The 24,505-nt window shown below is 38.9% G+C and carries 18 protein-coding genes; 16 read left to right on the top strand and 2 right to left on the bottom strand.

All coding sequences use genetic code 11. The features are described from left to right. The first annotated feature begins 52 nt into the window (after positions 1-52). The 6 genes from ABXG83_RS11255 (at position 53) to ABXG83_RS11280 (ending at position 8,781) form a co-directional block, all read left to right on the top strand. Positions 53-1,288: a DUF1015 family protein gene (locus tag ABXG83_RS11255; protein WP_353548963.1), complete on the top strand. Its 1,236-nt coding sequence runs from the start codon at positions 53-55 to the stop codon at positions 1,286-1,288. Positions 1,289-1,320: 32 nt separating this feature from the next. Further along, positions 1,321-2,334, top strand: coding sequence for a tetratricopeptide repeat protein (locus tag ABXG83_RS11260; RefSeq protein ID WP_353548964.1), 1,014 nt, complete (start codon positions 1,321-1,323; stop codon positions 2,332-2,334). A gap of 91 nt (positions 2,335-2,425) precedes the next feature. After that, entirely contained in the window at positions 2,426-2,701 is a 276-nt protein-coding gene (locus ABXG83_RS11265) for a 2TM domain-containing protein (RefSeq protein ID WP_353548965.1), read from the top strand. Positions 2,702-2,758: 57 nt separating this feature from the next. After that, positions 2,759-4,543: an AMP-dependent synthetase/ligase gene (locus ABXG83_RS11270; RefSeq protein ID WP_353548966.1), complete on the top strand. Its 1,785-nt coding sequence runs from the start codon at positions 2,759-2,761 to the stop codon at positions 4,541-4,543. Between the two features lie 56 nt (positions 4,544-4,599). Then, on the top strand, positions 4,600-6,462 hold the full coding sequence (locus ABXG83_RS11275) for a PAS domain S-box protein (protein WP_353548967.1): 1,863 nt from the start codon (positions 4,600-4,602) through the stop codon (positions 6,460-6,462). A gap of 93 nt (positions 6,463-6,555) precedes the next feature. Next, on the top strand, positions 6,556-8,781 hold the full coding sequence (locus tag ABXG83_RS11280) for a PAS domain S-box protein (RefSeq protein WP_353548968.1): 2,226 nt from the start codon (positions 6,556-6,558) through the stop codon (positions 8,779-8,781). A gap of 74 nt (positions 8,782-8,855) precedes the next feature. Here the strand turns inward: ABXG83_RS11280 and ABXG83_RS11285 are convergent, their stop codons facing one another. Both ABXG83_RS11285 and ABXG83_RS11290 read right to left on the bottom strand, forming a co-directional pair. Next, the gene (locus ABXG83_RS11285; RefSeq protein WP_353548969.1) at positions 8,856-10,436 is read right to left on the bottom strand and encodes an amidohydrolase family protein; all 1,581 of its coding nucleotides are present in this window, start codon (positions 10,434-10,436) and stop codon (positions 8,856-8,858) included. A gap of 107 nt (positions 10,437-10,543) precedes the next feature. Continuing rightward, entirely contained in the window at positions 10,544-12,010 is a 1,467-nt protein-coding gene (locus tag ABXG83_RS11290) for a hypothetical protein (RefSeq protein ID WP_353548970.1), read from the bottom strand. Positions 12,011-12,306: 296 nt separating this feature from the next. On the opposite strand from ABXG83_RS11290, the gene ABXG83_RS11295 reads away from it, so the two are divergent. From ABXG83_RS11295 to ilvA, 10 genes are all read left to right on the top strand, one after another. Continuing rightward, positions 12,307-13,473, top strand: coding sequence for a 2-isopropylmalate synthase (locus ABXG83_RS11295; protein WP_353548971.1), 1,167 nt, complete (start codon positions 12,307-12,309; stop codon positions 13,471-13,473). Between the two features lie 48 nt (positions 13,474-13,521). Then, on the top strand, positions 13,522-14,922 hold the full coding sequence (gene leuC, locus ABXG83_RS11300) for a 3-isopropylmalate dehydratase large subunit (RefSeq protein ID WP_353548972.1): 1,401 nt from the start codon (positions 13,522-13,524) through the stop codon (positions 14,920-14,922). A 51-nt stretch (positions 14,923-14,973) separates the two neighbouring features. Next, a complete protein-coding gene (gene leuD / locus ABXG83_RS11305; RefSeq protein ID WP_353548973.1) occupies positions 14,974-15,558 on the top strand; it encodes a 3-isopropylmalate dehydratase small subunit in 585 nt (194 codons plus the stop codon). A gap of 11 nt (positions 15,559-15,569) precedes the next feature. Further along, a complete protein-coding gene (leuB, locus tag ABXG83_RS11310) occupies positions 15,570-16,682 on the top strand; it encodes a 3-isopropylmalate dehydrogenase (protein WP_353548974.1) in 1,113 nt (370 codons plus the stop codon). Between the two features lie 208 nt (positions 16,683-16,890). Then, positions 16,891-17,934, top strand: a complete 1,044-nt coding sequence (locus ABXG83_RS11315; RefSeq protein WP_353548975.1) for a branched-chain amino acid transaminase — start codon at positions 16,891-16,893, stop codon at positions 17,932-17,934. Between the two features lie 29 nt (positions 17,935-17,963). Then, complete coding sequence (gene ilvD, locus ABXG83_RS11320; RefSeq protein WP_353548976.1) at positions 17,964-19,646, top strand: dihydroxy-acid dehydratase; 1,683 nt, start codon at positions 17,964-17,966, stop codon at positions 19,644-19,646. Between the two features lie 23 nt (positions 19,647-19,669). Next, the gene (gene ilvB, locus ABXG83_RS11325) at positions 19,670-21,403 is read left to right on the top strand and encodes a biosynthetic-type acetolactate synthase large subunit (protein ID WP_353548977.1); all 1,734 of its coding nucleotides are present in this window, start codon (positions 19,670-19,672) and stop codon (positions 21,401-21,403) included. Between the two features lie 4 nt (positions 21,404-21,407). After that, on the top strand, positions 21,408-21,998 hold the full coding sequence (gene ilvN / locus ABXG83_RS11330) for an acetolactate synthase small subunit (protein WP_353548978.1): 591 nt from the start codon (positions 21,408-21,410) through the stop codon (positions 21,996-21,998). 34 nt (positions 21,999-22,032) lie between these two features. Then, positions 22,033-23,106 carry a ketol-acid reductoisomerase gene (gene ilvC / locus ABXG83_RS11335; RefSeq protein WP_353548979.1) on the top strand — a complete coding sequence of 358 codons (1,074 nt, stop codon included), beginning with the start codon at positions 22,033-22,035 and terminating at the stop codon, positions 23,104-23,106. Between the two features lie 10 nt (positions 23,107-23,116). Then, positions 23,117-24,364 (top strand): threonine ammonia-lyase, encoded by a 1,248-nt coding sequence (gene ilvA, locus ABXG83_RS11340; RefSeq protein ID WP_353548980.1) that lies wholly within the window; start codon positions 23,117-23,119, stop codon positions 24,362-24,364. Positions 24,365-24,505: the final 141 nt, after the last annotated feature.

The raw sequence follows: 24,505 nt of genomic DNA on the forward strand, positions 1-24,505 counted from the left end.
TTCCCAAGCTTTCATAACGTTTCTTTTATAATTAATTACTGATATTTGCGCAATGGCAAGTATTAAACCCTTCAAGGCATTACGCCCACAACCACAATTGGCAAAACAAGTGGCCAGCAGACCCTATGATGTATTGAACAGTGCAGAAGCTAAAATTGAAGCTCAAGGCAATCCAAGTTCATTTCTTCATATCACCAAAAGTGAGATCGATCTGCCCGATGGAATCGATATCCATTCTCAAGCTGTATATGAACAGGCAAAGTCAAATTTGGATGCTTTTATAAAACGTGAAGTGCTTTTCCAAGAGTCAAAAGAATGTTACTATATCTATCAATTGATCATGAATGGCAGAAAGCAAACAGGTTTGGTTTGTGTAAGCAGTATTGATGATTATGAGAATGATATCATAAAGAAACATGAATTCACCAGACCTGAAAAAGAATTAGACAGGATCAATCATATTCGAACTTCTGGTGCGCAAACAGGGAATGTGTTTCTTGCTTATCGAAATCATTCAAAAATTGATGAGCTGATCGAAAAATGGAAAGAAAGTAAGTCGCCTGTCTACGATTTTATTGCCGATGATGAAATTCAACATACTGTATGGATCGTAAACGATTCAGATACTTGTGATGAGATCACATCACTCTTTGCAAATGAAATACCTTGCACCTATATTGCTGATGGCCACCACCGTGCGGCATCTGCAGCTAAAGTGCGTCAGGCTTTAGGAGATCAATCAGGTCCTGGAGCAGATTTTTTTCTTACAACCTTATTCCCTTCCAATCAGCTGGCTATTTTAGATTACAACAGAGTAGTGAAAGATCTAAATGGCTTATCACCAGCAGCTTTTCTTGCAGCATTGGAAAAGGATTTTACCGTAAAGCCAGTTGGCGAAACCGCTTTTAAACCGGGATCACTTCACCATTTTGGTTTGTTTATAGAAGGTAACTGGTATCAGTTGATCGCAAAACCGGGCACCTATACGGATGATCCGATCGGCATTTTAGATGTTACCATACTTCAGAATCTTGTATTGGATGGCATTCTGGGAATTAAAGATCCAAGAACTGATGTGCGGGTTGAATTTGTAGGAGGTATCAGAGGCTTAGGCGAATTAGAGAAGAAAGTCAATAGTGGTGATTTTGCAGCAGCATTCAGTTTGTATCCAGTTACCATCGATCAACTGTTTGACATTTCTGACAGCGGCAATGTTATGCCACCAAAGAGCACATGGTTTGAGCCAAAACTGAGGGATGGATTATTGACACATTTAATTGGCGAATAAACCTCTCCATTTTGATACATAAAACAAAGCGAATGCGTATCCTGTTAGTATTAGTTTTTTCTTGCTTAATAACGTTTTCCCTTCAGGCCCAACAGCCTGGAAAAAAACTCCAGGAAACGGCAAAGACCATGTTAATGCAGGGTGATTTTGAGAATGCTGTTGCAATTCTCGAATCAGCCGCAAAGCAAGCACCGGGAGATTTGAGTATTCTCAAAGATCTTTCTTACGCTTGTTATTTGAAACGTGACTTTGCAAAAGCGATACAGGTTGGAAGACCATTATCCGAAAGGCAGGATGCAGATGAACAAGTATTTCAAATACTTGGGCTTTCTTATAAAGCAATTGCTGCTTATAAAGATGGGATCAAGCTATACAAGACCGCATTGAAAAAATTTCCCAATAGTACCATCATTTATAATGAATATGGTGAGTTACTCATCATGGATAATGCTCCGGAAGAAGCTATTGAACAATGGGAAAAAGGTATTCGGGCAGATCCTAATTTCAGTGGTAACTATTATAATGCCTGTATCTATTATACAAAAGTGGGTAACTGGATTCGAATGGCATTGTATGGAGAGATTTTTATAAACCTGGAAAGTTTTACAGAAAGAACAGCAGAGGTTAAAAAAGCAGTACTGAATGCATGGCAAAAAATGTACCTGCCTTCTGTGATCGGTCAACAATTAAAATCAGGGATCTCATCATTTGAAAAAGCAGTGCTGCAAATATTAGAGAAACAAGTAGCAACAGCGAAAGCCGGATTCCAGGCAGATAATAGTACTTCCTTACGCTCCCAGTTTATATTGGAATGGTTTAAAACAAATGGGGCAACATATCCTTTCCGTTTATTTGAACAACAGCAGTACTTCATTCGCGAAGGTTTATTTGAGGCTTATAACCAATGGATCTTTGGAGAGTCAGTGAATGAGAATGCCTATAAAATATGGAAAGACACCCATCCTAAAGAAGCTGAAGCATACAGTGAGTACCAAAAAACAAGGCTATTTAAGTTGCCTGCAGGACAGTACTACTTTTCTAAATAAAGCATAAAGACCATTTCCAGCCCGCAATAAGCTTGCGGGCTTTTTTATTTGTGTTCTTTTGCTTAAATTGACTGTCCTAAAACTGCTTAACATGGAACCCGGTAAAGACGAACAACTATGGCGTATCGCCAAGAAACGTGCTTCATTCAAAAGAAACCTTTATAGTTATATCATTATCATCGCCTTTTTATGGGTGATATGGTGGATGACTGCAGGTCGTTATAATGGGTTTCATGGTACTCCCTGGCCAATATGGGTCATGTTAGGATGGGGTATTGCATTGGGCTTTCAGTATTTCAATGCTTATAACGGAAATGGGAGAGAACTGGCAGAAGAAGAGTATGAGAAATTAAAAAGGCAGCAATAACAAATAAGCTTTCTCATTTGTTATCGTTTACTTTGAACATTATAGAATGCTTGCACTATGACGATAAAGAGATTATTCGATTGCCTTGAACACCAGCTACAGCATTTTCCTAAAAATGATATGCTTGCTGCGAAAGAAAATGGTCAGTGGACAACTTACAGTACGGAAAAAGTAGTAGAAACCGTAAATAAATTCAGTGCCGGTTTGATTGAACTTGGTGTCAGCGCACGTGATATAACACCTGAATCAAGTGATAAAATCGCCATCATTAGTAATAACAGACCTGAATGGATCTTTACAGATCTCGCAGCGCAACAAATTGGCGCGATCTTAGTTCCGGTATACCCCACTACCAGTCCTTTAGAGTTGGAGTTTATTCTCAATGACGCAGCTGTAAAATATCTTTTTGTAAGCAACGCTGAATTACTGGAGAAAGCAAAAGCAGTTGCAGCCAAAGTGCCTTCTATTAAATCGATTTATACATTCGATAAAATTGAAGGTGCAAAACATTGGTCTGAAGTTACCGCATTGGCCAATGATACATTACTACAAAAAGTAAATGAAATCAAAGCCACAATACCTGTTTCTCATTTGGCGACCATCATTTATACATCAGGTACGACAGGCACACCCAAAGGTGTAATGCTGAGTCACCGCAATATTTACTCTAATGTTCAGTTCTCCAAAGAAAGCTTTCCTTTCAATGATGCACCGGAATCTAAAGTATTGAGCTTTTTACCACTGAACCACATTTTTGAAAAAACAGTTACGTATATCTATCTATATAGTGGTATAAGTATTTACTATGCTGAAAGTTTAGAAACGATTGGTGATAATCTTCGCGAAATAAAACCTGACGGATTCACCACTGTTCCTCGCTTACTTGAAAAAGTGTTTGAAAGAATTATGTCGAAAGGAAACGAGTTGACAGGTCTGAAACGAAAATTATTTTTCTGGGCAGTTGATCTTGCTGAAAAATATGATAACCTCAAGAGCGGCGGGTTATGGTATAACATTCAATTGGCAATTGCCAATAAACTTATATTCAGTAAATGGAGAGAAGCTTTAGGGGGCAATGTATCTTTTATTGTTACCGGTGGTGCAGCTTGTCAGGTGAAATTATTACGGATTTTCAATGCGGCTAAAATACCCGTATTTGAAGGCTATGGTCCAACGGAGAATAGTCCGGTGATCAGCGTAAACAGACAAGCAAAGGGTCTCACCAAATTTGGAACAGTGGGCCCTGTTATTAATGGTGTTGAGCTGAAGTTGGAAGAAGATGGTGAAATATGTGTTGCAGGTCCGAGTGTAATGGAAGGATATTATAAAAGACCAGATCTTACTGCTGAAGCCGTGATCGATGGTTGGCTGCATACAGGTGATATTGGTATTATCGAAGATGGGAAATTCCTGAAAATAACAGACCGTAAAAAAGAACTATTCAAAACCAGCGGTGGTAAATATGTGGCTCCTCAACCAATTGAGAATAAATTGAAGGAGAGTCCATTTATTGAACAGATCATGGTAGTTGGATCTGAAAGAAAATTTGTAGGAGCATTGATCGTTCCTTCTTTCCTGACACTAAAAGACTGGATGAAAGAGAAAGGCATCAATTATACCACAAATGAAGATGCGATCCATCATCCAAGGGTTCTGGAATTATACCGCGAACTGGTAGAGAGTTATAATACTTTCTTTAATCACGTAGAGCAAATCAAAAAGTTTGAATTATTACCACAAGAGTGGACGATCGATACCGGGGAAATGACGCCTAAAATGAGTTTGAAACGAAAAGTAGTCATGGAAAAATTCAAATCAGCTATAGAGAGAATTTATGTCTGATACGAATGGACGGCACTTAGGGCTTCGCTATTCAATAATCCTTTATTGTCAGAAATATGACTGATTACAGCATCTATCGTGTCATGATTGAAAATGCACTGGATGCTTTTTTTCTGACCAAACCTGATGGTACTATTTTAGATGTTAATGCTGCGGCCTCTTCCATGTTTGGGTATTCATTGGAAGAGTTTAAAGTGATAGGACGACAAGGGATCATTGATATTGACTCCCCAGGATTGAATGCATTTTTGGAAGAAAGAAGGAAAAAGGGGAAAGTCATATGTGAGCTTATTGGCATCAAAAAAAACGGAGAAAGATTTCCTATTTGGGTGTCGTCTGTCATTTTTAAACAAGATGAACAAGAAGAAAAGACCTTTACCATTATTCAGGATATCACGGAGCGAAAAAGGAAAGAACAAGAACTGCGCACTTCCGAAGCAAATATGCGAATGATTCTAGATAACACAGATGAGTTATTCATTATCATAGACAGAAATCTCAAAGTCATCAATTTTAATAAAGCCACTGAGGTAAAATCCCAACAATTATTAGGAGTGCCATTCGAGAAAGGCAAATCTATTTTGGATAGTGCTCAGCCGGAACGGGTACCACTATTGAAACAACTGTATGCAGATGTTCTGAACGGGGCCGTTCGAAAAAGTGTAGTGGAGATACCCGCTATTCATGGTAATTCGAAAGTAGTGGTTGATATCAGGTATAGCCCTATTTATGAAGACGGGCTGATCGTCGGTGCCATTATCAATGTTAGAGATATCACTGAAACCAAGGCAAAAGAAGAAGAATTATTGAGAACCAATGAGCGATTCTTTTTTGCTGCCAAAGCAACCAATGATGCTATATGGGATTGGGATATCCAAAACGATAAAGTATTCCGTGTTGGAGATGGATTGCAGAGTATGTTTGGATACGATAAAAGTATAGCAGCGCAAGATGATACATTCTGGATCCAAAGAGTGCATCCAGAAGATTTAGATGACATGATTTCAAAGCGTGAAAAAATCTTATACCATACGAATGAACTGTACTGGGAAGATGAGTATCGGTTTCGAAAATCAGATGATACCTACGCGCATGTGTTTGATAAGGGATATATTATTCGTGATGCAAATGGTACTCCTGTACGTATGATCGGTGCCACCCAAGATGTTTCACAACAAAAAGAAACTGAAGCATTATTGGTAGAACTTAATAACAGACTAAAACGCAGGGCTGAAGAACTTGCTAATTCAAATATCGAACTGGAACGTTTTGCATATATCGCTTCCCATGATTTACAAGAGCCGCTTAGAATGGTTACTAGTTTTCTTCAGTTACTTAAAAAAAGATATGTAGAAAAACTGGATGAAACGGCTGATCAATATATCGCTTTCGCTGTTGATGGTGCTGAAAGAATGAAAACATTGATCATGGATCTGTTGGATTATTCCAGAGTAGGATCTAATACAGAACCAAATGAGAATGTAGATCTGAATATTTTGATAGAAGAAGTCAAGGGAGTTTTTAGTAAAACCATTGATGAATCAAAAGCTCATATTACAGTTGGACCTTTGCCTATCGTAAAAGGAAATCGTACTCAGCTATTACAGCTATTTCAAAACTTGATCGGTAATGCCATTAAATACCAAAAAGATGAGAGCCCGGTAATTCAAATCAGCTGTACAGAACAGGAAGAGGAATATCTTTTTGAAATCAAGGATAATGGTATTGGCATCGACCCCGCTTTTCACGAAAAGATCTTTGTGATTTTTCACCGGTTACATAGTCGATCCGAATATACAGGTACCGGAATTGGACTCGCAATTTGTAAGAAAATCGTTGAACGCCATAATGGTAAAATATGGGTAAAATCAATGCCCGGACAAGGGAGCTCTTTCTTTTTCACCCTTGGTAAAAGATAAATATCCGGATATCACAGAACCCCTTTTATTTTTACTATCTTGTTATAGCAAATAATGAAAACTGAGAAAATTATTCCCATAAAACCATAGGTTATGTCTGATAACCGATTGCCATTGACCATATTGATCGTTGAAGATAATCCGGGTGATCTTTTTCTTTTGGAAGAATTATTGAAGGGTGCATCTCTACCCATCAAACAACTGATTAAAGTTACAAGTGCACATGACGCACAATTAGCGCTTCAACAGGAAGAAATAAATCTTGTTTTACTGGATCTAAGTTTACCGGATAGTAATGGACTTCAGTCCTATGAAATGGTAGATGAATATGCAGGATCAATACCAATTGTTGTATTGACAGGGTTGATCGACATGGAAGTAGCATTGGAAACAATGGCCAGCGGTGCCCAGGATTATCTGATCAAAGGAGAATTTGATGAAAAGCTGCTGGAAAAATCCATTCAATATAGTATTGAGCGTAAGAAAAGTCAGGAAAGTCTAAGGGAAAGTATCGATCGTTATAAGTTCGTTACACGTGTAACCAACGATGTGGTATGGGATATGAACCTTTCCACTAAGAAAGTTCTTTGGGCAGAAGAGAACATGAAACGCTTGTTTGGGTATGATACGGGAAATGAAGAAACCGGCTTTGATTTTTGGTCGGAAAAAGTACATCCCGATGAACGTGAGCAGGTCATCAAGAAGCTTTTAGATGCTTGTGAAGACAATACCAGTGATCGATGGGAAGATGAATACCGTTTTGTAAGAGCTGATGGTACATATGCATATGTATTGGATAAAGGATATCTGCTTTATGCAAATGGAAAGGCAGTAAGGATGATCGGATCAATGCAAGACATCACTGAAAGAAAACTCGCAGAACTGAAATTGCTGGATAGTGAAAAAAGATTTAGATCATTGGTTCAGAATGGTTCTGATATGATCAAGATCCTGGATGAAAATGGGCGATTTACTTTTTCGAGCCCAAGCGTCGAAAAAGTATTAGGCTATTCACAAGAAGCCATTGTAGGTAAAATGACGTTTGATTTTATTCATCCGGATGACTTACAGGATATTCTTGGTCATTTCCAGACCATAAAGCAAACCGATTATGATGAAATACCTTATTTCAGATTTAAAAATATACACGGTGAGTGGCGTTGGTTAGAAACTAAATTGACCAACCTGCTTGCGGATCCTGCTGTACAGGGCATCGTATCTAACTCCAGAGATGTGACGGAGAAAAAGAAAGCAGAAGAAGCAATACTGGCTTCAGAAGAAAGATACCGGAGTTTATTCTTTAATAATCCAATGTCTATTTATATCTGGGATATAAATACGCTGGAAATTTTGGAGGTCAATGACACAGCACAAAAAGAATACGGATACTCAAGAGATGAGTTTCTTTCTCTTACTATGAAAGATCTTAGACGAAAAGAGAATATTCCGCAATACCTTTCTTTTGTTGAAGAGCTTAAAAATGCAGATGCAGATACAATTATGCATGGTGTTTGGAAGCATGCAAGAAAGAATAGTGAAGAGATCGCCATGGAGATTTATTCACAAAAAATTTCCTTTAAGGAACGCAACGCTGTTCTAGCATTGGCCAATAATATAGATGAAAAAATACGGCTTGAAAATAAGCTGGCTGAGGAACGTGAAGCCAAACAAAAAGAGATCACCGAAGCCGTGATCCGGGTTCAAGAAAAAGAACGCTACGAAATAAGCAGAGAATTACATGACAACGTGAATCAACAACTAACGGTTGCCATGATGTATATCGCTACTGCAGAAAAGGGAACCAATAATGCAGAAGCTTTGCTCAAGCAATCTTCCGGATTCATTTATAATGCTATTGAAGAGATCCGAAAACTTTCAAAAGCCCTTGTGACACCATTGATCAAGGATTTCGGTCTCTGTAAAGCGATTGAAGGATTGCTGGAAGATATTCAAATAGCAAATACCAGTATTCACTTTGATTTCTTTTGCGAGAATTTCTATGAAGAGGATGTTCAATATGAATTCAAACTTAGCATATATCGGATCGTTCAGGAACAATTGAATAATATCCTGAAGCATGCAAAGGCTAAGGAAGTGGTTATTGAGTTATATCGTGATGAAGTGATCAGGCTATCCGTGAATGATGATGGAGTAGGATTTGATACCAAAAAGAAGCGAAAAGGTATTGGTATTCATAATATCCAAACAAGGGTCGGACTCTATGGCGGTAAAATAAATATTCACTCAGAACCCGGAAACGGATGTCAGCTTAGAATTGAGTTCCCGATAACGAATGATATTTTAGTGAAGCAAGAATGATTTTAGTTGGCGGAAAAAAAGTTGACAGTTGACAGATTTTGAAATGATCAATACTGTCAACTGTCAACAGATGACTACTCTATTCCCGGTTGTTTCAATTTCCAGCCGGTCTTAGCTTTTTGTTCATCTACTATCTTCTTGACATCAGCCAGTAGTTTTTTTGCATCATAGACGATCCCATCTTTGATCGTGAATTGTACACCTCCACTTCGTATAATCTTATTATCTTTTGTCAATTCAATGGCACCAGTGCCATACAATACCTGTAAGTTTTTTAACGGATTTGCATTTACAATAACGAGATCTGCCAGTTTGCCAACTTCAACACTTCCTAATTCTTTATCCATACCCAATGCTTGTGCTCCGTATAAGGTAGCAGAGCGGATTACTTCCAGAGGGTGAAATCCTGCTTCACGTAATAATTCCAACTCGCGGATATAACCAAAGCCATAAGTTTGATAAATGAATCCATTATCAGACCCTGCGGTCACTCTTCCTCCACGATTTTTATATTCGTTGATGAATGTCATCCATAAACGATAATTATTTTTCCACTCTACTTCTTGCTCTGTTCCCCACTGATGCCAGTATGAACCATGACTTTGATAACTTGGTTCATAAAATTTCCATAAAGAAGGTAATGTATAGTCTTCATGCCATTCAGCTCTTCTTGCACGGTGCAGATCGCGATTGGCTTCATAGATATTGAACGTGGGATCTAAAGTAAAATCCAGTGAAATCAATTCATTCATCACTTTATTCCAATGCTCTGAATATGGTGCAGCAGCCTGCTTCCATAATTTACCTGCTTCCTCAAAACGGTGTTGCTCGTTATTATAATTATAATCTGCAGGATAGTCTTGAATGGTTTTATTGGTAAATAAAGCCTCCGGTAAACCATACCAATGTTCCATACTTGTCATACCCGCACGAGCAGAATTCAACACATTCCATCTGGCTACATCTGTTTGTGCATGGTGAGCGGTAGAACGCAATCCCAATGCTTTATTCTCACGAACAGCAGCATCCATTACTTCCGGAGATGCTCCAAAAAATTTAATACCATCTGCACCTTTCTTTGCATTTTCTCGAACCCAGTTTCTTGCCTGCTCTGCATTACTGATAGGTCCACGATTACCCTGCCCGAAAGCAGTGTAGGCAAAAATTCTTGGGGCTGTAATGGTATTGGCAGCACTTTTTCTTTTATGCTCTAAAACCCAATCTAATCCATTACCTGCAGACGGATCACGGATCGTTGTTATGCCATGTGCCATCCATAATTTAAATACATACTCTGCAGGAGTACCTTGTGCTGTGCCACCAATATGTCCATGCATATCTATGAAACCCGGCATGGCATACATTCCTTCACAATTGAGTTCCTTACCTCCTTGCTTCAAAGCAGGTCTTCTGTTTTGGTTAATAGGTAATCCCGGACTTCCTACTGTTTGTATCTGAACGATACGATTATTTTCAATTACGATGTCTACAGGCCCGGCAGGTGGAGCACCTGTACCATTGATCAAGGTTACTCCACGTATGATCAATTGTGTGTAAGGGCCATCACCTTCTTTTACTTCAGGAGCTTTAAGTATTTGGCTAAAGCAAGTGAAAAGTACAAGGTGAAAAGAGAGAAGAAAGAGTATTTTTTTCATACAGCATAATTAGAGGATGAATGTAAGAAAGAAATGTGAAGCCTATTAAGGAAATCGGTTAATAAGGATACAGCTTACTGAGAATAGAGATACATCAGATCCGGATTTTATGACTTACTCTTTAAGTATTTCTCCCTGATCACATTTTGTACATCCTTATTTTCGATCTTACTCTCCAACCATGAAATAACATCTAAGTACATGAATGCCCGACTCTCCATTTTATTTTTAGATAGTTTCCGCAGCTTTGATAATAATTTTTCAAAGTGTGGTTTTAATTGTCTGGGAGTTAATCGAAATGATTGTTTTAGAAAAGCAAATATTTCTAATTCTACAACACTTAGGTTATTCATCTTCGACATGAAGCGGTATACTGATTTCAATAAATACTCCAGCAGATCAAAATTGCCCAACTCATAATGAGCGATCAGGTGTAATAACCTCGCATAACATTGGAGATCGGTTCTAAGATCCACTTTCCAGTTGATGATCTTATTCAAGTAATCAATGCTTTTCTCATGATCACCTGATCCGAAATAGAGGGATGCAAATTTGTAATAAAAGACAAGGATACGATGACGATCCAGATAGATCTCAAAATGTTTTAGCTTCTCTTCAATCTCAGGAACCAGTGCCAATCCTTTGGTAAAAGTTCCTTCCATAAAATGTTTATTCAGCTTGGCAGTATAGAGGTAGATAAAAGTCTGAATAAGATTGTTTTGACTGTGCTGTATATGATCACTTTTGGCAAATACTTCAAACTGCTCCAGTGTTTCCTCAAATTTCTGATAATTCCGAAGATCAAAATGCGCACTTAATAAATTATGCATCCCTTTGATGTAATGCATGGTCTCTACCTCCATCATCTTTGGCTCTTTATGAAAGAGGTCAACCCATTTCTGGCAGTATCGATAATAGAGCAGAAAATCCTGGATGATGAAACCATACCAGCAAAAGCACTGGTATCGGTATAGTTTTTCGTAGAAGCCGGATGTCTTAGATGATTCTTCAATGATATTTTGACTCATTAAAGCATCCAATTGTTCACGGTCATGATTATTTCTGGCATGTCCGTGCTGAATGTACCAGCTATATAACTGAAGTGATAGATCTGATAAGGCGCCGATGAGTCTAAGTCGTTCATTGATTTCAACAGATTCGTGACTTAGTTTTTCTGCACGGTCCTGCATACTTCTTGTAATATGTAAGGCTTCGATCTTTTTTTCTAAAAAAACAACCTGAAGAATATAAGTGACTTGATTATTGTTTTTAGCCAGTTCTTTGATCTTATCTAATATTTTTAAACTCTGTAAATACAGACCTTTATTGTATAACAGTCTGGCGAAATCAAGCTGCTCATGTAACTGAAGGTCTATATTTTCCTGCTGCTTTAATGAACGCAAACTGCTAAGTACCTCATGATATAAGCGAGCTTTCAGATTGGACAGTTGTTGTTTGCGAATGCTTTTATGCTTTTTTAGTAATAATTCCTCATCATACTGCTTCATTTTATCAATTGCATCAAAGAGTTGTACCACTTTAAGATCACCCGACTCTCCGGCAGTAGATTTCATGTATAGCTTAAAATGCCTTTTTTCAGAGGCTGTGAGCGACTGAATCAGTTGAAAAAGGGTATCTGTACTACGGTTAGGCATGGTAATTCGAAATGATTATGATCCTTTACTGATAAGGGTTTCAGCAAATACAACTCATTTCATACGGCGTAAAATAACAGCAAATTTGATCTTAAGCCGCTGATCAGAGCATCTATATTCGATGATGAGCAGGCTGTGGATTTGTTAATACAGGCAATCGTTAACAAATATAAACAGCTTGCTTTTTTATCCTACATAAAATTAATAAACCATTCATGGGTCAGCAGGTACACATATTTGATACCACTTTGCGCGATGGAGAGCAGGTGCCGGGTTGTAAACTGAATACAAAAGAAAAATTGGAACTGGCACTTCAGTTGGAGGCGTTGGGGGTTGATATTATTGAAGCGGGTTTCCCAATCTCATCACCCGGTGATTTCGAATCAGTAGAGCAGATCTCAAAAGCCATCAAGAATGCTACGGTATGTGGGTTAAGCCGCGCTGTTCAAAAAGATATCGAAACAGCTGCTCAGGCATTGAAGTATGCTAAAAGACCTAGAATACATACCGGTATTGGAACATCCGACTATCATATCCGCTCAAAATTCAATGCTACACAGGAAGAGATCTTACAGAGAGCGGTACAGGCAGTAAAATGGGCCAGGAATTTTACAGATGATGTTGAGTTCTATGCTGAAGATGCAGGTAGAACTGATAATGCGTATCTCGCCCGGGTGATCGAAGCTGTGATCAAGGTAGGCGCAACAGTGGTAAACATTCCTGATACAACCGGTTACTGTTTGCCACATCAATATGGCGAGAAGATCGCTTATCTCAAGCATCATGTCTCCAATATTGATCAGGCCATTATTTCATGTCATTGTCATAATGATCTCGGATTAGCCACCGCCAATGCTATTGCAGGTGTGATCAATGGCGCCCGACAAATTGAATGTACCATCAATGGTTTAGGTGAAAGAGCGGGTAATACCTCATTGGAAGAAGTAGTAATGATCTTACAGCAACATAAGGACCTTGGTTTTTATACGCAGGTACAAACACAACAATTGAATCCAATCAGTAGAGAAGTCGCAGAAGTAATGCGAATGCCTGTACAGCCCAATAAAGCCATCGTAGGAGCCAATGCATTCTCTCATTCATCCGGAATACACCAGGATGGATTTCTGAAAGATGCTCAAACATATGAGATCATCAATCCGGAAGAAGTTGGAGCTGAAGGAAGTAAGATCGTTTTAACGGCCAGAAGTGGTAGAAGTGCATTGGCATATCGATTTCAAAAGATCGGATACCAATATAATCGTAATGATATTGATATTCTGTATCAAGAATTTCTAAAAATAGCAGATAAGAAAAAAGAAGTAGAGGAATCAGACTTACACATATTGGCACAGGCTTATCAAACAGAACCTGTTACGGCATAATGATAATTGATCGATATAATTTAAACGAATTGCAGATAACGTCACACAATGGCAAAAACATTATTTGAGAAGATATGGGACAAGCATGTCGTTAAACAGATCGAAGATGGTCCTTCGGTTTTGTATATCGATAAACATTTTATTCATGAGGTCACCAGTCCGCAGGCATTTAAAGGATTGGAGAAAAGAGGGTTATCTGTTTTCAGACCTCAGCAGGTAGTAGCAACGGCAGATCATAATGTGCCTACGGTCAATCAGCATTTACCCATTAAAGATGAGCTTTCCAGGATACAAGTACAGCAACTCATAGAAAATTGTAAGAAACATCAGATCGAATTGTATGGACTTGGACATCCATTTCAGGGTATTGTTCATGTTATTGGCCCTGAATTGGGAATTACACAACCGGGTATGACGATTGTTTGCGGCGATAGTCATACCTCTACGCACGGTGCATTTGGTACGATCGCATTTGGGATAGGAACCAGTGAAGTGGAAATGGTATTTGCATCACAATGTCTGATGCAAAATAAGCCGAAATTAATGCGTATCAATATTGACGGTGTATTGAATAAAGGCGTAGTAGCAAAAGATATCATCTTATATATCATTGCTCAAATATCTGCAAGTGGAGCAACGGGTTATTTTGTTGAGTATGCAGGTTCAGCTATTCGCTCTTTATCTATGGAGGCAAGAATGACCATTTGTAATATGAGTATCGAAATGGGCGCGCGAGGAGGAATGATAGCTCCGGATGAAATTACTTTTCAATATATAAAAGGCCGACAGTTTGCTCCATCAGGAGAAGTATGGAATCAAAAACTACAAGAGTGGTCAGGATTGTATAGTGATGAAGATGCAGTATTTGATAAAGAGATCAATATAGATGCAACAGCTATTCAACCGATGATCACGTATGGAACCAATCCCGGTTTGGGTATCGCAATCAACGGATTGATACCAGTTGCAGAAAGTATACCGGATGAAGGTGAACGTAATACGATCGAAAAAGCTTTGCAGTATATGGGATTGGAAAGTGGTAAACCATTGTTAGGATTACCTGTGCAGCATATATTCATTGGTAGTTGTACAAACTCTCGAATTGAAGATCTACGACAAGTGGCACTGCTTGTAAAAGGTAGAAAGAAGAACCAGCATGTTCAGGTAATGATCGTTCCGGGATCACAGCAAGTATCAAAACAAGTACAAGCAGAAGGATTAGATAAAATATTTTATGAGGCAGGATTTGAGATCCGACAAGCTGGATGCAGCGCTTGTCTGGGTATGAATGAAGATAAGATCCCTGCAGGAGAGTATTGTATCAGCACCAGTAACAGAAATTTTGAAGGAAGACAGGGTGCTGGAGCAAGAACATTATTGGCGAGCCCGCTTACAGCAGCAGCAGCAGCGATTACAGGTGTTGTTACAGATGTGAGAGAACTGATGTAGCGTTCAACGCTATGAACTATTAGCTACTTGTAACAAGATACAAGATTAAACATGGATAGAATAACCAACATACAAAGCAGATTTGTTCCGATGCCTATTGAGAATATCGATACGGATCAGATCATTCCTGCTCGCTTCTTAAAAGCGACAACAAGAGAAGGCTTTGGTAAAAATCTTTTTAGAGATTGGCGATACAATAATGACGATGAGTTACAACCTAAAAGTGATTTTGTACTGAATCATAAAATATACAGTGGTGAGATACTGGTAGCGGGAAAAAATTTTGGTTGTGGATCTTCGAGAGAACATGCAGCATGGGCCATCAAAGATTATGGATTCAAAGTAGTGATATCCAGTTTTTTTGCGGATATTTTTAAAAATAATGCACTGAATAATGGATTGCTGCCTATTACTGTGAGTGATAGTTTTCTTCAGCAGTTATTCCAGCTGTCATCCGCTGATACGCTCACCGTGAGTTTAGAATCACAGACTGTTCGTATTGACAAGTCAGGTCAAAAAGAAAATTTTGAAATTAATAGTTATAAGAAAACCTGTTTACTGAATGGGTATGATGATATTGATTATCTCATCAATATGCGTGACATAATTGAAAAATTTGAACAACAAGTAGTTTAGAGGAGGAGTATATGAATAAAGTAATCGCTGTTTTACCGGGAGATGGTATTGGCCCTGAAGTAACCAATCAAAGTATTAAAGTGCTGGATGCAGTTGCTGCGAGATTTGGGCACTCATTTGATTATCGTTTTGCCGTAGTGGGCGCAATAGCGATTGATCAAACAGGAAATCCATTGCCGGATTCAACCGTTGATATTTGTTTGAATAGTGATGCCGTTTTATTCGGGGCGATCGGAGATCCTAAGTATGATAATGATCCTTCCGCAACTGTAAGACCAGAACAAGGTCTGTTGAAATTGCGGAAAGTATTGGAACTCTATACCAATATTCGTCCGATCGACACCTATAAAGCCCTGCATCATCTATCTCCCGTGAAAGCAAAACAATTGGAGAATGTTGATTTTGTCATCTTCCGAGAATTGACTGGTGGAATTTATTTTGGTAAAAAAGAAAAAACTGATGACGGAAATGCGGCTACCGATGAGTGTACCTACTCGAAGTATGAGATCGAAAGAATCACTCACCTGGCTTTTCAATATGCACAAAAAAGGAAAAACAAATTAACGCTGATTGATAAAGCCAATGTATTGGAAACTTCTAGACTTTGGAGAACGGTTGTACGGGAAATTGCAACCAACTATTCAAATGTGGCTGTAGACTATATGTATGTTGATAATGCAGCCATGCAAATCATTTTGAATCCGGCGCAGTTTGATGTTGTTCTGACTGAAAATATGTTTGGCGATATCATTAGTGATGAAGCCAGTGTATTAGCAGGATCACTTGGTTTGTTGCCATCAGCCTCAGTAGGGAACAAAGCGGCATTATTTGAACCCATACACGGATCTTACCCACAAGCAGCCGGAAAAGATATTGCTAATCCGATAGGCTCAATACTTTCTGTAGCAATGATGCTGGATCATTTTGAGCTAACAGAAGAAGCATATGCAGTACGAAATGCCGCAGAATGGACTTTAGTAAACGGTTTTGTATCAAAAGATATAGATGCCGTGAATAATTATGCGACAAGTACTATTGGAGATTTGATTGCTGATCATATTGAGCGAAACAAAGAGTCAACAGTAAGCTCTAATGCAAGTTTAAATAAGTCTACCATTATCTGATAACATCTCAGCTAGTGGTTAAAATAATAGTGTTTGCTACCATCATGTAAGTGCGATACAACAGGTATCGCATTTGTTGTTTATAAGCAGCAGATAACAAACGGTTGTTCGTAAGAAGAAAAAATAATAGAAGAGTTCTTTGTTTTTATCAGAGGTGGGAGTATATTCGTTGAATAGAATCTCCTTATGTTTTGTAACAGCATCAATATTGTCAACACCATCAGCACAATTATTATTGTGGTTGTCATTATTATCCCTGTACCAAACGGAGGAGGAGTTTTACTATAATATCAATCAACTGAATTATACAGCCCCGCCTCCAAAAGGCGGGGCTTTTTTATTTACGCAAAACAAACATATGTATTACGGATCATCAACAGTCATTTACTTTAAAGACAACTTTGTAAAAGCTACAGAGGCGGGTATTGATTTATATAGTCAGTCGCTCCATTATGGATATGCTGTATTTGAAGGTATTCGCTCTTATCAGACCGATAGTGGAACTGTTATATTCAAAGCAAAAGAGCATTATGAAAGGCTTTGCTATTCCGCACAAGTAATGGGCATTCCTTTTTCGTTTTCTGTGGAGGACTTGATAGATCTCACATATGAGCTGCTCAAGCGCAATCAATTTACAGATGCATATATAAGACCGATCGTTCTTTGTTCCCCTAATATGTCTTTATCAAAAGGAAAGGAAAGTTATCTCGCAATCACAGCATGGGAATGGACAAATGGCTATTTGAGTAATCAAATGCGTGTCATGACTTCATCGTATCGAAGACCCAATCCGAGTGGATTTAAGATCAATGCCAAAGTATCAGGTCATTATGTAAACTCAATATTGGCTTGTCAGGAAGCAAAAGATAACGGATTTGATGAAGCATTACTGTTAGACATTCACGGGCATGTAGCAGAGGGGCCTGGTGCAAATGTTTTTATCGAAAAAGAAGGAGTGCTCTATACTCCTGCTGTTGGAAATATCCTACCCGGTATCACAAGAGCTACTTTATTGGAATTATGTGATGAGTTGAATATTTCAGTAGTAGAAAAAAATATCCGACCGGAAGAAATACATGACGCTGATAGTGCTTTCTATTGCGGAACGGCTGCTGAAGTCGTTGCACTTGAATCACTGGATAATATTCCTTTCAGGAAGCAGTGGAGCGAATCTTTGGGTTTTATTCTTCAACAAGCGTATAAGGCAAAAGTTTTACAAAAAGAATTTAGAAAGGAAATGGCAGAGGCTTAAGTCATGGCAACTGTTTACAAATAAGCATTATGAATGAGCTGAATAAATACTCGAAAACCATTACACAGGATGTTACACAACCTGCAGCCCAGGCAATGTTCTATGGCATAGGCCTTACTGAAGATGATTTAAAAAAAGCACAGATAGGAATTGCAAGCATGGGGTATGATGGTAATACCTGTAACATGCATCTGAATGATTTAGCAAAACTGGTAAAGCAGGGCGTGTGGGATAATGATCTGGTAGGACTCATCTTTAATACCATCGGCGTAAGTGATGGCATGAGTAATGGAACAGATGGTATGCGGTATTCCTTGGTAAGCCGTGATGTCATTGCAGATTCAATTGAAGCAGTTTGCGGAGCACAGTATTATGATGGATTGATCGCTTTACCAGGATGTGATAAAAATATGCCAGGTTCATTGATCGCAATGGGTAGATTGAATCGCCCGGCGATCATGGTATATGGTGGAACCATTGCTCCGGGACATTATAATGGACAAGATCTGAATATCGTATCCGCATTTGAAGCATTAGGGCAAAAGATAGCAGGAGAACTTTCAGAAGCAGATTTCAAGGGAATTATTCAACATGCTTGTCCGGGTGCAGGTGCTTGCGGAGGCATGTATACTGCGAACACTATGGCATCAGCTATTGAGGCCTTGGGTATGAGTTTACCCTATTCTTCCTCTAACCCTGCGTTGAGTGAGGAAAAAAAGCAAGAGTGTATCGCAGCAGGAAAAGCCATCAGATTATTACTTGAAAAAGATATCAAACCGAGTGATATCATGACACGTAAAGCATTTGAAAATGCAATGACTGTGATCATGGTACTTGGGGGTAGTACCAACGCGGTTTTACATCTGATCGCTATGGCTAAATCAGTCAATGTTTCATTGACACAGGATGATTTTCAAAAGATCAGCGATCGCATTCCTGTACTTGCTGATTTTAAGCCGAGTGGAAAATACCTGATGCAAGATTTACACCAATATGGTGGACTGCCTGCAGTGATGAAATATCTCTTATCAAAAGGGTTACTTCATGGTGATTGTTTGACTGTTACAGGGAAAACAGTAGCAGAAAATCTTTCTACCGTTCCTGATTTGGATTTCGAAGCGCAAAAGATCATTTATCCGCTAGAACATCCTGTAAAAGCTACGGGTCATTTGCAAATACTATATGGAAATCTTGCAGAGAAAGGCAGTGTGGCAAAAATATCAGGTAAAGAAGGGGAGCTGTTTACAGGTCCTGCAAGAGTATTTGATGGTGAGCATGCATTGATAGCAGGTATCAATAGCGGAAAGATCAGAAAAGGAGATGTTGTGGTGATTCGGTATGTAGGACCCAAGGGTGGACCAGGTATGCCTGAAATGTTGAAACCTACCTCAGCTATTATTGGAGCGGGTTTAGGTAAATCAGTTGCATTGATCACAGATGGAAGATTTAGCGGAGGTACACATGGATTTGTAGTGGGACATATTACTCCCGAAGCTTATGATGGCGGATTGATCGCTTTTGTGAAAGACGATGATATCATAGAACTGAATGTCACAACAAGATCTATCAATTTAAAAGTCTCAGCAGAAGAGATACAACAGCGAAAGCAACAATGGAGACAACCTTCATTGAATGTCACAAAGGGCTTACTATTCAAATATGCACGAACAGTAAAAGATGCATCAGAAGGATGTGTGACCGACGAAATTTAATTATTCATGAATAAGCTATGATCATGGAAACAGCTATAGACATATTAGAGCAACCGGTAAAAAAAACAATACAGCTTACAGGATCACAAGCTTTGCTCGAGGCTTTGATTACAGAGCATGTAGATACCATATTCGGATATCCGGGCGGAGCTATCATGCCTATTTATGATGCATTGTATGATTATCACGAGCAACTAAAACATATTCTTGTTCGACATGAACAAGGTGGGATACATGCTGCACAAGGATTTGCTAGGGCATCCGGAAAAGTGGGTGTAGTATTTGCAACGAGCGGTCCGGGTGCTACCAATTTGGTTACAGGTTTGGCAGATGCGCAGATTGATAGTACACCATTGGTATGTATCACTGGACAAGTATTTGCTCATCTTTTGGGAACAGATGCTTTTCAGGAAACAGATGTGATCAATATAACAACACCGGTGACGAAATGGAATTATCAGATTACAGATGCTTGTGAAATTCCGGAAGTATTGGCAAAAGCTTTTTATATCGCAAGAAGTGGAAGACCTGGTCCTGTATTGATCGATATCACTAAAAATGCACAACTACAAAAATTTGAATACAGCGGGTATCAGGTTTGTGATCATATCAGAAGTTATCGTCCAAAGCCATATATCAGAAAAGAATTTATTGAAGCGGCAGCTGAACTTATTAATACAGCTGAAAAACCATTTGTGATTTTCGGCCAAGGTGTAATACTGGGTAATGCAGAACAGGAGTTGAAAATGTTTCTGGAAAAGTCAGGTATACCTGCTGCATGGACCATTTTAGGATTGAGTGCATTGCCTACAGATCATCCATTGAATATGGGGATGTTGGGTATGCATGGGAATTATGGTCCTAATGTATTAACGAATGAATGTGATGTATTGATCGCCATCGGTATGCGATTTGATGACCGTGTAACCGGCAGGTTGGATAAATATGCAAAACAGGCAAAAGTGATTCACCTGGATATTGATCCATCTGAAATCGATAAAAATGTAAAAGCAACAGTGGGTGTTTGGGGAGACTGTAAGGAGACGCTACCAATGCTTACACGCTTGATACAAACCAAAGTATATCCTCAATGGGTAGAAAAGTTCAGGGCTTATCAAAATGAGGAAGAAAAAGAAGTGATCGTAAATGAACTATATCCTGCTGAAGGACAAATATCCATGGGTGAAGTGCTCCGGGTATTAAATGAGTTAACAGCAGGAGAGGCCATCATAGTATCAGATGTAGGTCAACATCAGATGGTGGCTTGCAGATATGCGAAATTCAATCAAACGAGAAGCAATATTACTTCCGGAGGATTAGGAACCATGGGATTTGCATTACCGGCAGCGATTGGAGCCAAATTTGGCGCACCTGATAGACCTGTGGTTGCCATCATTGGTGACGGCGGCATACAAATGACTATTCAGGAAATGGGAACCATTATGCAAACAGGGATTGATGTGAAAATACTGATCCTCAATAATCAATTTCTAGGAATGGTTCGCCAATGGCAACAACTGTTTCATGATAAGCGATATTCTTTTGTAGACATCGCTAGTCCTGATTATGTAACAGTTGCAAAAGGATACGGTATCACAGGCGAAACAGTAAAAGAGCGAACCGATTTAAAAGATGGATTACAGAGAATGCTCGCACATAAAGGGTCTTATTTATTAGAGGTGATGGTTGGAAAAGAAAACAATGTATTCCCAATGGTGCCTCAAGGATGTAGCGTCAGTGAAATCAGATTAAAATAATTGTATGCAAAAACAGGAATTTACCATAACCGTTTATACAGAGAATCATATTGGTTTACTGAATCGTATTGCTATCATCTTTTCTAGAAGAAAGATCAATATCGAGAGTTTGAATACTTCTCCTTCTGAAGTAGAAGGCATTCATCGATTTACCATCGTCATTGATGAATTGGAAGAAGTAGTAAGGAAGCTGGTAAGGCAGATCGAAAAACAAGTAGAAGTATTAAAAGCGTATTACAATACCAATGACGAGATCATTTGGCAGGAGTTGGCTCTCTATAAAGTATCTACTGATGAAATAGCCGAGAAGGTAAAAGTTGAGCGATTACTGAGAGAGTATGGTGCAAGAGCAGTGGTGATCAGAAAGGACTATACCATTTTTGAAACCAGTGGTCATCGGGAAGAAACAAATAGGCTGATCGCTGTACTGGAGCCTTATGGACTTATTGAGTTTGTTCGAAGTGCGCGTGTAGCCATCATTAAAGCGAGCAGAGGTTTTCACGAGAAGATCAAAGAGTTTGAAGCAACTGATCCAAGTGATGATCTGATCGAAAATGAGTATCTGGGAAAACACCAGGAAGTATTTAGTATGTAATCAACCCAATCTATTAAAATATAAAACAAGCAACATGGCAAAGTTAAATTTCGGAGGCGTTGTAGAAAATGTAGTTACCCGAGAAGAATTCCCTTTAGAAAAAGCACAAGAAGTATTAAAAGATGAAGTAGTAGCGGTTATTGGATATGGTGTTCAAGGTCCGGGACAAGCGTTGAACCAAAAAGAAAATGGTATCAATGTGATTGTTGGTCAGCGGAAAAACTCAAAGAGCTGGGATAAAGCTGTTAGAGATGGTTTTGTTCCCGGTGAATCTTTGTTTGAGATCGAAGAGGCATTGCAAAGAGGTACCATCATTTGTTATCTGTTAAGTGATGCTGCACAAATAAAATTATGGCCAACTGTACAACGATATCTTACACCTGGGAAGGCTTTATATTTTTCTCATGGATTTGGTGTAACGTATAAAGACCAGACTGGCATCGTACCTCCGGCAGATGTAGATGTGTTTCTTGTAGCACCTAAAGGATCCGGTACTTCATTGCGCAGAATGTTTTTACAGGGAAGAGGACTGAATAGTAGCTATGCGATCTTTCAGGATGCAACAGGTAAAGCTTTTGATAGGGTGATCGCGTTAGGTATCGCTATTGGTAGCGGTTACTTGTTTGAAACGGATTTCAAAAAAGAAGTATATAGTGACCTAACAGGAGAACGCGGAACACTGATGGGAGCTATTCAGGGGATTTTTGCAGCTCAATACCAGGTTTTACGCTCTAAAGGACATTCACCGTCAGAAGCATTCAATGAAACAGTAGAAGAGTTAACACAGTCATTAATGCCATTAGTAGCAGAAAATGGTATGGATTGGATGTATGCAAATTGTTCAACTACTGCTCAAAGAGGTGCATTGGATTGGTGGAAGAAGTTTAGAGATGCTACATTACCCGTATTCACAGAATTATATGAGAGTGTGGCAACCGGAAAAGAAGCCGCTAAATCTATTGAAAGTAATAGTAAAGCAGATTATAGAGAAAAGCTAGAAGAAGAGTTAAAAGAACTGCGTGAAAGTGAATTATGGCAAGCTGGTAAAACGGTAAGAAGCCTTCGTCCTGAAAATCAGAAAGTAGAAGAAGCGGTAGCGCTTTCTTAAAATGATAGGTATGAAAACAACCCGCTATTCCATTGATTTTACAGCAGCTGCTGAAAGGTTGAGAGATGTCGTTGTTAAGACGCCGCTTACCTATAACTACTCTTTATCAAGGAAGTATGACTGTCATGTATATCTGAAAAGAGAAGATCTTCAGATAGTTCGATCCTATAAGTTGAGGGGAGCTTATAACATGATGAGTAGTTTAGATCCTGAAAAATTATCAAAGGGTGTCGTTTGTGCAAGCGCGGGAAATCATGCACAAGGATTTGCATATAGTTGTAAAAAGCTAGGTATTCGTGGTGTTGTTTTCATGCCAGTAATTACACCGAATCAAAAAATAACCCAAACTAAAATGTTTGGTGGTGATGCCATTCAAGTGATACTCACTGGAGATACTTTCGATGATTGTGCAATAGCCGCCAAAGCATATACGGCAGCGAATGATATGAGTTTTATTCCGCCCTTTGATGATGTAAAGATCATTGAAGGACAATCAACAGTTGCTTTGGAGATACTGGAAGATCAGAGTGATATTGACTATTTGTTTGTGCCGATTGGCGGAGGCGGTTTGAGTGCTGGTGTGGGATCCGTTTTTAAAACACTCTCTCCTCGTACAAAAATTGTTGGTGCAGAACCTGAAGGAGCGCCCTCTATGATGGCCGCACTAAAAGCCGGAGCGCCGGTTGAACTTGAAGCCATTGAGCGATTTGTGGACGGAGCTGCCGTAAAACGAGTAGGCGATATCACTTTTGATATTTGTAAAGATGTGTTAGATGATGTATGTCTGATACCGGAGGGAAAAGTGTGCTCCTTTATTCTTAAGCTATACAATGAAGATGCCATTGTTGCAGAACCTGCCGGTGCTTTATCAGTAGCTGCACTTGATGACTATGCATCCCAAATAAAAGGGAAAGTAGTGGTATGTGTGGTTAGCGGCAGTAATAATGATATTGATCGTATGCAGGAGATCAAGGAAAGGTCATTACAGTATGAAGGATTAAAACATTATTTCCTCATTCGATTTGCACAAAGACCGGGTGCATTAAAACAGTTTGTGAATGATGTCTTAGGTCCCAATGATGATATCACCCGATTTGAATACATGCAAAAACACAATAAAGAAACAGGACCAGCTTTGGTAGGAATTGAATTGAAATCCAAAAAAGACTATCAGTCGTTAGTCGATAATCTTATTGCATATCAAATCAATTATACAGAGTTGAATAAGAACGATAATCTTTTTGGTTATTTGGTTTAGTGATCCAATAACTCCTTATCTTTAATCAGTAATGAATCAAATGCAGTCATATATGATCTCTTCTTTCTTCGCATCAACAGCGAATAAGGCTGCTATTATTACCACTACTACTACGACCCTGTAAGGGGTTAATTACTTTTA

This window comes from Sediminibacterium sp. KACHI17, assembly GCF_040362915.1.
GTDB lineage: Bacteria > Bacteroidota > Bacteroidia > Chitinophagales > Chitinophagaceae > Sediminibacterium.